General features: G+C 63.1%; 14 protein-coding genes and 1 tRNA gene. 1 reads left to right on the top strand and 14 read right to left on the bottom strand.

The features are described 5' to 3' along the window. Positions 1-158 precede the first annotated feature (158 nt). From PU133_RS14995 to PU133_RS14975, 5 genes are read right to left on the bottom strand one after another with little or no spacing between them, the layout of a single operon-like run. Positions 159-791: an NAD(P)H-dependent oxidoreductase gene (locus PU133_RS14995; RefSeq protein ID WP_404862337.1), complete on the bottom strand. Its 633-nt coding sequence runs from the start codon at positions 789-791 to the stop codon at positions 159-161. Continuing rightward, positions 788-1,615 (bottom strand): ABC transporter permease, encoded by an 828-nt coding sequence (locus tag PU133_RS14990; protein WP_404862336.1) that lies wholly within the window; start codon positions 1,613-1,615, stop codon positions 788-790. The genes PU133_RS14995 and PU133_RS14990 overlap by 4 nt, the downstream gene beginning before the upstream one ends. Continuing rightward, positions 1,608-2,435: an ABC transporter ATP-binding protein gene (locus tag PU133_RS14985; protein ID WP_404862335.1), complete on the bottom strand. Its 828-nt coding sequence runs from the start codon at positions 2,433-2,435 to the stop codon at positions 1,608-1,610. Before PU133_RS14985 ends, PU133_RS14990 begins: the two co-directional genes overlap by 8 nt. 1 nt (position 2,436) lies before the next feature. Beyond that, entirely contained in the window at positions 2,437-3,456 is a 1,020-nt protein-coding gene (locus PU133_RS14980; protein WP_404862334.1) for an ABC transporter substrate-binding protein, read from the bottom strand. Between the two features lie 33 nt (positions 3,457-3,489). Then, positions 3,490-4,854, bottom strand: a complete 1,365-nt coding sequence (locus PU133_RS14975) for an LLM class flavin-dependent oxidoreductase (protein WP_404862333.1) — start codon at positions 4,852-4,854, stop codon at positions 3,490-3,492. Between the two features lie 280 nt (positions 4,855-5,134). On the opposite strand from PU133_RS14975, the gene PU133_RS14970 reads away from it, so the two are divergent. Continuing rightward, entirely contained in the window at positions 5,135-5,722 is a 588-nt protein-coding gene (locus PU133_RS14970) for an RBBP9/YdeN family alpha/beta hydrolase (protein WP_404862332.1), read from the top strand. Positions 5,723-5,728: 6 nt separating this feature from the next. Here the strand turns inward: PU133_RS14970 and PU133_RS14965 are convergent, their stop codons facing one another. The 9 genes from PU133_RS14965 to PU133_RS14925 form a co-directional block, all read right to left on the bottom strand. Next, on the bottom strand, positions 5,729-6,304 hold the full coding sequence (locus tag PU133_RS14965; protein ID WP_404862331.1) for an NADPH-dependent FMN reductase: 576 nt from the start codon (positions 6,302-6,304) through the stop codon (positions 5,729-5,731). Positions 6,305-6,453: 149 nt separating this feature from the next. Continuing rightward, complete coding sequence (locus PU133_RS14960; RefSeq protein WP_404862330.1) at positions 6,454-7,239, bottom strand: MetQ/NlpA family ABC transporter substrate-binding protein; 786 nt, start codon at positions 7,237-7,239, stop codon at positions 6,454-6,456. Positions 7,240-7,279: 40 nt separating this feature from the next. Further along, on the bottom strand, positions 7,280-7,957 hold the full coding sequence (locus PU133_RS14955; RefSeq protein WP_404862329.1) for a methionine ABC transporter permease: 678 nt from the start codon (positions 7,955-7,957) through the stop codon (positions 7,280-7,282). Next, a complete protein-coding gene (locus PU133_RS14950) occupies positions 7,947-8,984 on the bottom strand; it encodes a methionine ABC transporter ATP-binding protein (protein WP_404864555.1) in 1,038 nt (345 codons plus the stop codon). Before PU133_RS14950 ends, PU133_RS14955 begins: the two co-directional genes overlap by 11 nt. Before the next feature lie 289 nt (positions 8,985-9,273). Continuing rightward, positions 9,274-10,317, bottom strand: coding sequence for an ABC transporter substrate-binding protein (locus PU133_RS14945; protein WP_404862328.1), 1,044 nt, complete (start codon positions 10,315-10,317; stop codon positions 9,274-9,276). Positions 10,318-10,361: 44 nt separating this feature from the next. Next, complete coding sequence (locus PU133_RS14940; protein WP_404862327.1) at positions 10,362-11,084, bottom strand: ABC transporter ATP-binding protein; 723 nt, start codon at positions 11,082-11,084, stop codon at positions 10,362-10,364. Beyond that, the gene (locus tag PU133_RS14935) at positions 11,060-11,908 is read right to left on the bottom strand and encodes an ABC transporter permease (RefSeq protein WP_404862326.1); all 849 of its coding nucleotides are present in this window, start codon (positions 11,906-11,908) and stop codon (positions 11,060-11,062) included. The genes PU133_RS14940 and PU133_RS14935 overlap by 25 nt, the downstream gene beginning before the upstream one ends. A gap of 43 nt (positions 11,909-11,951) precedes the next feature. Then, a complete protein-coding gene (locus PU133_RS14930) occupies positions 11,952-13,295 on the bottom strand; it encodes an LLM class flavin-dependent oxidoreductase (RefSeq protein WP_404862325.1) in 1,344 nt (447 codons plus the stop codon). Between the two features lie 416 nt (positions 13,296-13,711). Then, a tRNA-Ser gene (locus PU133_RS14925) sits at positions 13,712-13,801 on the bottom strand. Positions 13,802-13,886: the final 85 nt, after the last annotated feature.

The following is a 13,886-nucleotide window of genomic DNA, read 5'->3' as shown; positions in this document are numbered from 1 at the left end:
GAGGAGACTTCCGAAGGCGTGGCTGACTTTCATCGCACTCAACGGAGTGAGTACGCGCAGCCCAAACTGGGCTGCTTTGCGATATATAGTCTAGAGAATTGCTAAACAATAGCTCTGCCGTGTCTCTCATCGTCATTTTTACGGCTTTCTCTGCGTGGTTAAGCCTGAAAAGCTGCTGATTTCGTGAATTGATGCTCCAGAAGGGGCACGATCTGCTCGGCAGCAAGCCGGATCCGGCTGACAAGCGCGACATCGGTGATATCGGGATCGACGAGTTCACCATCGCTGGCATAAACGGCAGCGCCGGCGATCTGGGCGTTGAAGAAGCCGAACAGCGGCCGCAACTGGTGCTCGACGACGAGCGCGTGCCGGAAACCGCCGCCCGTTGCGCCGATGATGACGGGCTTGCCGTTGAGCGCTTCGGGGTTCACGCCGTCGATGACGTGCTTGAAGAGGCCCGTGTAGCTGCCCTTGTAGACGGGGGTGACGGCGATCAGCGCATCGGCCTCCTCGATCGCGCGAACGATGGCCTTCAAAGGCTCGCCGACCTTGCCGCTGTCCCAGCCGGCGAGGCTCGTGTCACCGAGTTCGCTGAGATCGATGGTCTTGATCTCGACCTCGACGCGGCGAAGCACCTCCTCGGCGATCGCACCTGCCAGAAGCCGCGATTTGGACGGGCGGCGCGTGTTGCCGCTGAAGACGACGAGCTTCGGCTTGCCGCCGCGCAGGCCGGACGGCACGGCGATCGGTTCGATGTCGTTGGCACGAATGGAATTGGTCACTGCATTCATCGTTGCATTCCCCAGCGTCTGATGGTGCGCTGTTCCAGCGTTTTGAAGATGACAAGTTCGACGACCAGGCCGATGAGAATGACCACGGCGAGACCGGCAAAGACCTTGTCGGTGTAGAGTTCGTTGCGGTTGCGGAAGATGTACCAGCCAAGCCCGCCGGATGTGGCCGTCACGCCGAAGATCAGCTCGGCGGCAATGAGCGTGCGCCACGCGAAGGCCCAGGCGATCTTGAGGCCCGAGATCAGCGAGGGCAGGGCGGACGGGATCAGGATCTGCCAGACATAGGCAAAGCCCGTGAGGCCGATATTGCGGCCGACCATGCGCTGCGTTTCCGGCACCGACTGAAAGCCCGTCAGTGCCGCGAGCGCAAAGGGCCACACGACCGAGTGCGCGATCACGAAAAGCAGGCTCGCTTCGCCGAGCCCGAACCAGAGCAGCGCGAGCGGCAGAAGCGCGATCGCCGGCAACGGGTTGAACATCGCTGTCAGCGTCTGCAGCGTCTCGCGCAGGAAGTCGTTCGTTGTGGCCAGTGCGACCAGGACGAGCGCGATGAGAACCGACAGCACGTAGCCCTTGATCAGCGTCGTCAGTGACGCGGCTATCGCACTCACCAGCCCCTCGCGAGCCAGCCCGTTGATCAGTGCTGCGAACGTGTCGGTCAGGCTCGGCAGCATGATCGGGTTGTTCTGCCAGAGCGCTGTCGCCTGCCAGACGGCACCGATGAGCAACAGGATGACGACGCGGCGGACCCAGACATTCTGCCAGAGCGATGGCCCAACGGGCGATATCGCGGCGGATTTGTCGGAAAGCTGCAGCTCAGCCATGGTCACCGCCCTCCGGCTTGGCAAAAAGCGTCCGGCGTACGTCGCCGACGAGATCGTCGAAGGCGGCGGTGCCTTCATCCGCAAGCGTCAGATGTGACGTGTGCACCGTCTTGATCGTGCGACCCGGATGCGCAGACAGGAGATGCAGATCCGTGCCGATCAGAACGGCCTCCTCAATGGAGTGCGTTACGAATAGCAGCGTCAGCCGCAGTTCTTCCACGAGTGCCAGAAGATCTTCCTGCAGCGTTCGGCGGGTCAAGGCGTCGAGTGCCGCGAAAGGCTCGTCCATCAGCAGGATGTCCGATTCCATCGCCAGCGCCCGGGCAATCGCCGCGCGTTGTTTCATGCCGCCAGACAGCGTGTGCGGGTAGACGTCGAGGGCGCGCGACAGGCCGACCTTGTCGAGCGCTGACCGCGCCCGCTCGCGCGCCGTTGCACGATCGAGCTTCTTGGCGACCCGCAGTGGAAAGGCGACGTTGTCGATCACGCTCTTCCAGGGCAGCAGCTGGTCGAATTCCTGGAAGACGACCATGCGGTCCGGGCCGGGACGCTCGATCGCCCGCCCGCGGATGGAGATCGAGCCCGAAGCCGGTGGCAGGAACCCTGCCACCGATTTCAGGAGCGAGGACTTGCCGCAGCCCGAAGGGCCGAGCAGCACGAACCGCTCGCCCTCGCGGATGGTGAAGGAGATGTCCTCCGCCGCAGTCAGCGTCCCGCGTTCCGTTGCGTAGCGCAGCGTCACGTCCTGAACGGTGACCACGTCCGGTGCCGTCTGCTGTCGCTTCTGGTGCGCTGCCGTGAACTGAACGTGAGCGTTCATGTCAGCTGCCTTCGCGCGCATGGAGGTCGTCGAAGAAGTAGTCGCGCCAGCTCTCGGCCTGGTTCGTCAGCGCGCCCACTTCATGCAGGAAATCCGCATAGACTTCCGTGCGCTGCGGCGTCGGGTCGAAGGAGATCTGCGGATCGTTGAGGATGGAGAGGATGAAGTCGCGATCTTCCTGGGAGTTGTTGACCCGCAGATAGATGTCGGCCGCTTCTTCCTTGTTGTTCTCGATGAATGTCGCAGCCTCATCCAGCGCATCCACGAACGCCTGGTAGGTGAGCGGGTTGTCCTCGCGGAACGCGGTCGTCGTGTAGATGGCGACCGATGTCGCCGGACCGCCGAGCACCTCGTAGGAGTCGAGCACCTTGTGCACGCCTTCGGTTTCGAGCGCGCGGTTCTGGAAGGGAATGCTCGAGAAGTGCGCCGTGATCGCGCCGGAATTGGAGATCAGCGCCTGTGTCGCATCCGGGTGGGGCAGGGTGACAGTCAGATTGTCGAGCCGGTCGAAATTCTCCTGTCCGAACTCCTTGGCCGCAGCGATCTGCAACGTGCGCGCCTGAACGGAAACGCCGACCGACGGCAGCGCGATCTTGTCGTTCTCGGTGAAGTCGGCCAGCGTCTTCACGTTCGGATTGTTGGTCACGAGGTAGAACGGCGCCTGGACGAGCGACGCGATCGCCTTGACGTCCGCATTGCCATGCGTGCGGTCCCAGATCGTAAGAAGCGGGCCGATGCCGGCGCTGACGATGTCGACCGAGCCGGACAGCAGCGCATCGTTTGAAGCGGCGCCACCGCCCAGCTGTGCCCATTCCGGCGTAATCTCGATGCCGGCTGCCTCGCCATGCTTTTCGAGCAGCTTCTGGTCGCGGATGACGTGCAGCGGCAGGTATGAAATGCCGTACTGCTCGGCAATGCGGATCTGGCCTTCTGCCAGCGCGGCGCCGGTCGAGAAGCCGAGGCCGAGTGTGGTGGCGATCGCCAGGGCGGCGACGGAATGGGTGAATTCTCTACGACGCATGGAATGGGTCTCCTTGTGGTTGGGCCGACGCTGTCAGGCTGTCCGGCGATGGTTTGTCGATGGTTGCGAGGCGGGGTGGGCCGGACGTGCAAGGCCGAGATTTTCGCGCAGCGTCTGGCCCTCGTAGCGCTGACGGAAGAGACCGCGGCGCTGCAGTTCGGGGATGACGAGATCGACGAAGTCGGTAAGCCCGCCTGGGAAGTAGGGTGGCATGACGTTGAAGCCGTCCGCGCCGCCGCCGGAGAAGCGTTCTTCCAGAGCGTCGGCGATGTCCGCCGGCGACCCGACGAGCTGCCAGTGCCCGCGCGCGCCGGCCACGGAATTGGCGAGCTGAAGAATCGAGAGGTTCTCGCGCTTGGCCTTGTCGATGAAGACCTGCTGCCGGCTGCGGTGGCCTTCCGTTTCGGCCAGCCCCTCGGGTAGCGGACCATCCGCCGGGAACTGCGAGAGGTCGTGGCCAAAGAGCCGGGAGAGTGCCGAGATCGAAACCTCGGGATGGATGAGGTCCTGCAATGCCGCGAACTTGTCCTCGGCTTCGCTGCGGGTTTCGGCAACGACCGGAAAAACGCCGGGCATGATGAGCAGTGCATTCGGCTGCCGACCGAAGGCGGCGAGGCGTCCCTTCAGGTCCGCGTAGAAGGATCGGGCGTCCTCCACCGTCTGCTGCGCGGTGAAGACGACTTCCGCCGTGCGGGCGGCGAGCGTCTTGCCGGCATCGGAGGATCCCGCCTGCACGAGCACCGGATAGCCCTGCGGCGGACGCGGGATGTTGAGCGGACCGCGAACCTGGAAATGCGGGCCGCGATGATCGAGGATGTGCAGCTTCTCCGGCTCGAAATAGAGGCCGCTGTCCTTGTCGCGGACGAAGGCATCGTCTTCCCAGCTGTCCCAGAGTCCTCGCACGACATCGAGGAACTCTTCGGCGCGCTTGTAGCGGTTCGGGTGCGCGATCTGCTGGTCGAAGCCGAAATTCAGAGCCTCGTGATCATCGGCCGATGTCACCGTGTTCCAGCCGGCGCGTCCGCCGCTCAAAAAGTCCAGCGAAGCGAATTTGCGCGCGACATGATAGGGCTCGTTGTAGGTCGTCGATGCGGTTGCGACGAGGCCGACATGCTTAGTGACGGCCGATAGGGCCGAGAGAAGCGTCAGCGGTTCGAACTGCGCCGTATATCGAATGGCCGTGCGCGACAGGACGTCGATATCGTCGCCACGCATGCCGACGCCGTCAGCGAGAAACAGCAGATCGAATAGTCCGCGCTCGGCCGTCTGGGCCAGCAGCTTGTAGTGCTCAATATCAATACCCGCCCGCGCATTGGCTTGCGGGTGGCGCCATGCGGCGACGTGGTGGCCGGTCGGATAGAGAAACGCTCCGAGCTTCATCTGGCGCTTCGACGTCATCGTTGGTCTCCTGCAGTTCGATCTTCCCGGAAACCTGAACGAGACCGCAGACGATGTCGCGCCAAACGCGGCTAATATCTATTGAATTTATAGAATTTACTTTCTTAGGTTTGCGGTGGGCCCGGCGTATGTTGGCGTCACTGGTGCCCTGGAGACCTTGTATGCCGGCCATCGAAGCAATTTGCTTCCCTGTCGCGCCGGTTCGGCGGGTGGATTGCCTCCCAGATCTGCCCGCCGACTTTCTCCGCGGTCACTGCCAACGAGGAAGGAGCCACCCCAGATGGCAAGCTATCTCATCGTCCCTGGCCTGAACGGTTCGGGTGAAGGCCACTGGCAGCGCCATTGGCTGTCCGACATCTCAAACTCGTATCTGGTCGAGCAAGCGATCTGGAGCCGGCCGAGCGAGCACGACTGGCTGGCGACCTTGGAAGAAGCGATCGTTGCCCATCCCGGATCGATCATCGTCGCCCACAGCCTCGGCTGCGTGTTGACGGCCGGATTGGCGAATTCGCCCGTCGCCGAACATGTTGCCGGCGCGCTTCTCGTCGCGCCCTGCGACATCGACCGTACCGAGAAGCTTCATCCCGATCGGCTGGATTTCCAGGCGATGCCGCGGGAGCGTCTGCCCTTCGCCAGCATCGTCGTGGCAAGCCAGAACGATCCGTATATGAGCTTCGCCGCAGCGCGGTCATTCGCGGAGGCCTGGGGCTCCGGCCTCGTCGATCTCGGCGATGCCGGCCACATCAACATTGCGAGCGGCTACGGCCGCTGGACCGAAGGCTACGCTCTTGCCTCCGGCCTGGAACGCCGCGGTCTCGCAGCGTCCCACACAGCCGTCTGGACCGATCGCTTCGAAGCGCGCGCCTGAGGCGACTTAGGCGACGCGAACAGGTCTCAGTTGCGTCTGCTTCGCTGCGGACGCGCTGACGGCAAGATCTGTTTGAAGCTCGTTGAAGGCCCGGAAGAACCCAGGGTCTTCCGACATCAACTGCTTGAATTGAGTGTGCGGCGCGCCGATCAACCGCACATTCGTCGCGCCGACGCTGCGGAACAGAAGCCGCAGCTCCAGCCGTGCATGACGGGTTGCCGACGACACCGGCCCGACGGCGAGAACCACGATCGGCTTGCGCCGCAGGAGCTCGAGATCGGCCATGTCGATGAGGTGTTTCAATAGGCCGGGATATCCCCGATATGCCTTGACGGATGCGGCGATTACCAGCGCGTCTGCTGCCTCGCAATCGAGCAACGCGCCGCGTGCCTGCCCCTCGAGTTCGGACCGGAACCGTGCCGAACGGAGGTCGTTCTCGATGTCCGATAGCGTGTGGACGGTGATGTCTGCAGGCTGGAAAGCGGCATCCTGAACCAGGCGTCCACTGAAGTCGGTGAGAAGATCCGTGATCTTGGACGAGCCGTCCGTTGCCGCAGAAAATCCAATCAGTCGGTATGCCATGTGGGGTATCCTCCTGCTTAATGTCTATCAACCTAGTAGACATTAACGGAGTCGTCAAACGGTCAAGATAACGTCTCCCCAGCTAGCCCTCTCCAAACGAAAGAAGGCGCGCATCGCTGCGCGCCTTCCAAAGTCGCGGTCAGGCGGTCTTACCAGCTGGCGAGAACCGAACCGTTGAAGGTTTCTTCGATGAAATCGCGGATTTCGTCCGACTGATAGGTCTCAACCAGCGTCTGGACCCAGGCCTCATCCTGATCTTCGGTCTTCACGGCGATCAGGTTCACGTAAGGACCCTTCGGGCTTTCGCGCAGGATCGGATCGTTGACCGGGTCGAGGCCGGCTTCTTCCGCGTAGTTGGTGTTGATCCCGGCGGCGTCCACGTCAGGCAGCGAACGCGGCAGCTGCGCCGCATCGATTTCCACGATGTTGAGGTTCTTCGGGTTCTCCACGATGTCGGCGATGGACGGCGTGGTGCCGACATCGTCTGCAAGGGTGAGATAGCCGTTGTCCTGCAGCAGCAGAAGCACGCGGCCGCCATTGGTCGGGTCGTTCGGAATGGCGATCGTCCCGCCGTCCGGAACCTCGTCGAAGCTGTCGACCTTTTCGGAATAGATGCCGATCGGGAAGTTCACCGTGAAGCCGACATCGACGATGTCGTAGCCGCGATCGGCGATCTGGTTGTCGAGATAGGGCTTGTGCTGGAAGGAGTTGGCGTCGAGGTCGCCGGCATTCAGCGCTTCGTTCGGAACCACATAGTCGGAAAATTCGAGGATCTCGATTTCGAGGCCTTTTGGCGCAGCGAGTTCCTTGACGGCTTCGAGGATCTGGGCGTGCGGTCCGGGCGTTACGCCGATCTTGATCGACTCGGCTGCGGCGGGAGCGACAGCCCCGATAACGGCGACGGTTGCCGCCAAGGCAAGGGTTTTGAGTTTCATGGTCTTTTTCCTTCGTTGAACAATCAGGTTGAGGGGAGGATCACGAGATGGAACGCTTGTCGAAGCGACGCGCCAGCGCATCGCCGAGGCTCTGCACGCCTTGGACGAGCAGAATGAGCACGAGAACGACGGCCAGCATGACGTCGGGCATGAAGCGCTGGTATCCAAAACGGATGCCGAGATCGCCGAGCCCCCCGCCACCGACCGCACCGACCATCGCGGAGTAGCCGATCAGGCTGACGGCCGTCAGCGTCATGGCGTGGGTGATCGCGGGCAGGGCTTCCGGCAGCAGCACCTTACGCACGATCTGGAGCGGCGTTGCTCCCATGGCGCGCGCGGCTTCGATCAACCCCTGGTCGACGCCGCGGATCGCGCCTTCGATGACGCGGGCAATAAAGGGGGCGGCGGCGATCGTCAGCGGAACGATGGCTGCCGTCGTGCCGATCGAGGTGCCTGCAATCAGGCGCGTCAAGGGGACGATGGCGACGACGAGGATGATGAAGGGTGTCGAACGCGTGGCGTTGACGATCAGCCCGAGCGTGCTGTTGAGCACCGGCGCGGCAAACAGCTCACCCTTGCGGCTGGTCGCGAGAAACACGCCGAGTGGCAATCCGATAAGGGTCGCGATCAGGCCCGAGATGGCCACCATCTGAAGCGTCTGCAGGAAGGCGTCGACGATGAGCCGCAGGATGTGCGGGGGAAGAAAATCAGCGGACATAGCCGAGAACCTCGCTTGTGAGACCAGCCTTGGCGACGCCGCGCTCCAGTGCGGCAAGGCCGTCGCCGCCCGCAACGCTGACGATCAGCTGGCCATAGGTCTGGCCGGCAACTTCGTCGATGCGACCCTGGACGATGGAGAGATCGATTGCCTCTTCCCGCGAAATGCGGCTGAGGAACGCTGCTTCGCTGCCGGTGCCGCGAAAAACGATCCGCACCAGCGCCTGGGCGCCCTGCACGGCAGCCGGCTGCAGGCGCTGTGCAATCGCCTCCGGCAGTGCCGTACCCGTCACACTCGATACGAAGGATTGCGTGGTGGCATGACGTGGAGCGGTGAAGACGTCGAAGGTTGGTCCCTGTTCCACGATCGTGCCACCGTCGATGACGGCGACGCGGTCGGTGATGGCGCTGATCACGCTCATCTCATGGGTGATCAGAAGAATCGTGATGCCGAGCTCGGCATTGACCTTTTTCAAAAGCGCCAGGATCTGCTTGGTCGTATCGGGATCGAGTGCCGATGTCGCCTCGTCCGACAACAGGACTTTCGGGTTCGTCGCCAGCGCGCGTGCGATACCGACGCGCTGCTTCTGGCCGCCGGAAAGCTCTGCCGGGTAGCGATCGGTCTTGTCGGCGAGGCCGACGAGATCGAGAAGCGGCTTGACCCGCGCTTCGATGTCGCGGCGGGCGAAGCCGGCGATTTCCAGGGGCATCGCGACATTGTCGAAGGCGGTGCGGCGGGCAAGCAGGTTGAAGTGCTGGAAGATCATGCCGATCGAGCGGCGCGCCTGGCGAAGCTCGCTCTCGCGCAATGTCGTCAGATCGGTGCCGTCGACGGTAACGGTGCCCCTGGTTGCGCGCTCCAGCCCGTTCACCAGGCGGATCAGCGTCGATTTGCCGGCGCCGGAGCGTCCGATCACACCGACGATCTCGCCGGCAGCGACTTCGAGGTCGACATCGGAAAGCGCAGTGACGGGCGCGTGGCCTGCGCGTGCCGGGTAGGTCTTCTCGACCTTCTGGATGGAAATCATCGGCCGGGCTGCCTGCGGCAGGCCTTCGATCGGTGCGCCATGGGCGGCAGTTGGGGAAAAAGGAAATGTCACGCTTGAGGCTTTGCTGTTGAGAGGACGCTGACTATCGGCTTTTGCCATCCACTAAGTCGAGTGAACCGGTGGCGTCCATATCGCGATCTGCGGCATGCTGTCCCTTAAAAGCGGATCAGACGGGAATAAGTTTGCGGTGCAGCAAAATGGGCCGGGTCTGGCGGTCAAGACCCGGGAGACAGCCGCTTGTCCCCCGGGTCGCTGCTGCACGTCGCCGTTACTGGACGAGCGCGGCAGACTTCCCGTCGCTCACTGTCGGGGACGCCTCGGTGAGACCGTCGAACCGCGTATCGAATTCGTCTGCGGCATCGAGCTCTTTTCCGGCAAATTCACCGGCCGATTGCAGGATGTCGATCGTGTCCTGCTGGGTGACCAGCAGTTCGTCCCAGCCGGGAATGCGGGTTGCGTCGCCTTCGCTGGCCGCCGCAATCTCAGCATCTTCGCGGCTCAGCCGCTGATCCTTGACAAGATACTCGGAAATCCAGAGCTCCTGGTTGTCGTTCTTCCAGAGGTGGGCACGGTACCAGTGAACAACGAGATCGCGGATCGCCGCCGCCTGAGCAGGATCGGCAAGAGCGCTCTTGCTGGCGTAGAGATATTTGAGGTTGGTGTTGCCGCCGGGTGCGTTATCGATCTCGCGTGCACCGGTGCCTTCGACCGATGCGAGATAGCGCGCCCGGTCGGGCTGCTTCAACACGGCAGCGTCGATCTGGCCGGCACGCAGCGCGTCGGCAAACTCGGACAGTCCGAGATGGATGGGCTCGATATCGTCCAGCGTAAGGCCGACGGCGCGAAGGTTGCGCAGGACCGTTGCCTGCTGGGCGGTTCCGACAGTGATGCCAACCCGCTTTCCAGCCAGGTCCTCCAGCGTCTCGATGCCGGAATCGGGTGCAGTGGCGAGCGTGTTGCCTTCACCCGAGGTGATGACGGCACCCACGATCACGACGTCAGCGTCGGAGAAATGCGCGAGAATCGGCGGCACGTCGCCGACGGCACCGACCTGCGCGGCGCCCGCGCGGATCGCTTCGAGCCGCAGCGGGCCACTGGAGAAATTGGCAAAGCTCACGTCCGCCGCAAGCTTCTGGTCCTGGCCGGACAGCTTCAAAAGGTTTGCAACGTTGTTCGCGTCGTCGGCGAGTACAATGGAAACGCCTTCGGGCACTTCGATCGCCAGCGGCTCGTCCGCTGCTGAAGCTGTGCCGAGGCCGAAGGTCGAAACGACGAGGAAGGCGAAGGCGGGCAGAATGGTTCTCGGTTTCATGGTGCTGTCTTTCTTTCGGGTTGGCCTGTTGGGTTGAAACATTTTCAGTCTGGCTGGACGCCGAGCCGCGCGAGGATCTCCTTGCGGAGTTCTTCGGTGCGGACCGGTGATTTGCGCGCATCGCTGATGTGGCGGTCGTAGACGAGGTGGCCGTCGGCGGTGATGATCACCCGGTCCGCCAGGCGCAGCGCCTCGTCGACATCGTGGGTGACGAACAGCACGGCCGGCTGATGGCGCCTGCAGAGATCGATGAGCAGGTGCTGCATTCGGATGCGGGTCAGCGCATCGAGCGCGCTGAACGGTTCGTCGGCAAGCAGCAGTTCCGGATCGCGGACGAGCGATCGGGCGAGCGCGACGCGCTGTTGCTCACCGCCGGACAGGGTCTTCGGCCAGCTTCCGGCCTTGTCGGCAAGTTCGACTTCCGCAAGCGCCGCGCGCGCCCGTTCCAAGGTGCCGGGTCCGTAAGAGCCGAGCGTGACATTGTCGATCACGCGTGCCCAGGGCAGGAGCCGCGAGTCCTGGAACAACACGGAGCGGCGTTCGGGCACGTCGATCGTCCCCTCGACATCCGTGTCCAGCCCGGCAACGGCGCGGAGAATGGTGCTCTTGCCCGACCCGCTGCGGCCGAGGAGCGCGACGAACTCGCCCTTCTCGATTGTGAGGTCGACACCATCGAGAACGACGCGTCCGTCAAAGGACCGCCTCAGGCCGGCGATGCGGACGACGGCATTGTCCTGCCACCTTACTGATCGAGCGACTGGCGCCATGCCAAGGTCCTCCGTTCGAGTGCGCGCACGAGCGCATCGGAGCTGAAGCCGAGAACGCCGTAGAGAACGAGGCCGACCAGGACGACGTCGGTCTGTCCGTAGATGCGTGCCTGAGTGATCATGAAGCCGATGCCGCTCGTCGCATTGATCGTCTCGACGACGACAAGCGCCGTCCATGAATGCGTCACCGCCATGCGCAGCCCCGTAAAGAAGCCTGGAAGCGAGGCGGGAAACACGATGTGGCGCAGGAAACGCCCGCGTGAGAGCGACACGGTCTGCCCAAGCTCCACGAAGCGACGATCGATGCCGCGCAATGCGGCGTGTGTGTTGATGTAGATCGGGATCATCGTACCGAGCGCGATGATCGTGATCTTCATCGTCTCGCCGATGCCGAGCCAGATGATGAAGAGCGGAATGAGCGCGAGGTTCGGGATCGAACGCTTCACCTGCACATTACCGTCGATCAGCGCATCGCCAACGCGGGTCAATCCCGCAACCACCGCCAGCGAGAAGCCGGCGATGATGCCGATTGCGAGGCCGGTGGCCGCGCGCTGCAGGGAGGCGGCAACGTCCGTCACCAGCGTGCCGTTGGCAATCATCGTAGCGAGCGAACTGACCACCGCTTCCGGCCCGGGCATCTTGGCAGGAGAGATCCAGCCTGCACCGGAAGCGACGTACCAGAGTGCCAGAACGAGCAAGGGTCCGAGAAGCCGCTGGAGCGGAAAGCCGGCCTTGGCCAGCAGCTTCGGCGAAGTCGGCGGCGCGCTGGAGCGGGTGGGTGCTTCGCGCAGCAGGGGCGCGCGCGAGGGGTGGACGAGCGTCATGAGGGATTTCCTGTGTCAGAAGAGCGAGAGAGAGGAAGCCTGCTCATTCGGCCGCCGCCTGGAATCCGCGCTCGCCGACGCTCGGCCGCTCGAGGCCGAGATGATGGCGCAGCGTCGTGCCTTCGTATTCCCGGCGGAAAAGTCCCTTGTCTTGCAGAATAGGCACGACCTGATCGACGAAGGTGGAGAGCGAAGTCGGCAGGGCAGGCGGGATCAGGTTGAAGCCGTCGGCCGCACCATTCTCGAACCACTCGACGATCGTTCCGGCGACCTGCTCCGGCGTGCCCGCCGTGATGCGGTGACCGCGGCCGGCGCTGAGCCGGCGCAACAGCTGGCGCAGGGTCAGGTTCTCGCTGGACGTCAGGCGATGCACCAGATCGTGGCGGCTCTTCTGATCGCCGGCCAGAGCGGCGCGCGGCGGGATCGAGACGGGCGCATCGAGATCGTGGTCATCGTAGTCGACGCCGGTGATCCGCTTCAGCTGGGCAAGTCCATAGGTTGGCAGGGTGAGGTTCTCGAACGTCTCCTGCAGGTGATGGGCTTCCTCCTCGGTGCCACCGATGAAGAAGGACAGGCCGGGCAGGATGAGCACCTTGGCGGGGTCGCGCCCACAGGCTTTCACACGGCCCTTCACGTCCGCATAGAAGGCCTGTGCGTCTTCGATGATCGGCTGCGCCGTAAAGATCGCTTCCGCGTAGCGCGCCGCGAGGTCCTTGCCGGGCTCGGAAGATCCGGCTTGGAAGATGACGGGCCGGCCTTGCGGCGAGCGGGGAATTTCAAGTGGTCCCGCCACACGGAAGTTCTCTCCCACATGGTCGATGCTGTGGATCGCGTCCGGATTGACGAAAACGCCGGCTTCCTTGTCGCCGAGGATTGCATCGTCGTCCCAGCTGTCCCAAAGGCCGAAGGTGACTTCGAGGAATTCGGCTGCGCGCTCGTAGCGCTGGTTCGGATCGGGATGGACCTCGAAACCGAAATTGGCCGCCGCCGCAGCATTCGCCGTCGTTACGACATTCCAGCCGGCGCGGCCTTTGCTCACATGGTCGAGCGTTCCGAAGCGCCGGGCGATGCCATAGGGGTCGTTGTAGGTGGTCGATGCCGTCGCGACGAGACCGATGTGGCTGGTGACCCCTGAAAGCGCGGTGACGAGCGTGAATGGATCGAGCGAATCCCACGGCCGGTCTTGCGAGCGGTCTTTCAACACCGGGTGGTCGGCGAAGAAGATGGCGTCGAGCTTGCCGCGTTCGGCCGTCCGGGCAAGATGCCGGTAATGCTCGATGTCGGTCACGCCCCCGACATTGGTCTCCGGCAGCCGCCACGCAGCCTCGTGCTGGCCGACATTCCTGAGAAAGGCATTCAGATGGATCTGCCGGCTGGGTGAGGACATGCGGTGGCTCCTTCAATCTGCGTCATGTGTGTCATTGACGATGAGACAGATCGTAAGGGCAGGCGTCGCAGGAGCGAACCAAAAATCTACTAAACTAATAGACTTTATGGAATTCTAATTCCAGAAGTTGCCAAGGCGGCGTTGGCGTTGGATTGCGGATGGTTCGGCAGTTTCAATTCGTTACCGACAAACGGTGACAATGGGGGAGCAAACTTTCCAGGCGTGACGGCCAAGTGAGGCGCAGGACCCGGTAGGGTCGTCCTGCCGCGAACGTTTGAGAGCGCCGACGTTCAGAAGATCAGGGAGCTGCACGTATCTCGCTGCGGTACGGCGCCGGCACGACCACGACCGGGCGAAGCGCCTCGCCGGAAGGAGATCGGCTTGTTAACGAAAATTGGGGGAGCGGTTGAAAGGCATGGCGGAGAGGAAGGGATTCGAACCCTCGATACCGTTCCCGGTATACTCCCTTAGCAGGGGAGCGCCTTCGACCACTCGGCCACCTCTCCGTAACGCCTGTGCGTCCTAAAGAAAACTGCCGGACTAATCAATGCGCCCGGCAGGAAATTCGCGTGCAGGCGGTTGCCTGCGCTG

The organism is Georhizobium sp. MAB10 (genome assembly GCF_045012825.1).
Lineage (GTDB): Bacteria > Pseudomonadota > Alphaproteobacteria > Rhizobiales > Rhizobiaceae > Georhizobium > Georhizobium profundi.
This window is presented reverse-complemented; position numbering and strand designations above follow the sequence as displayed.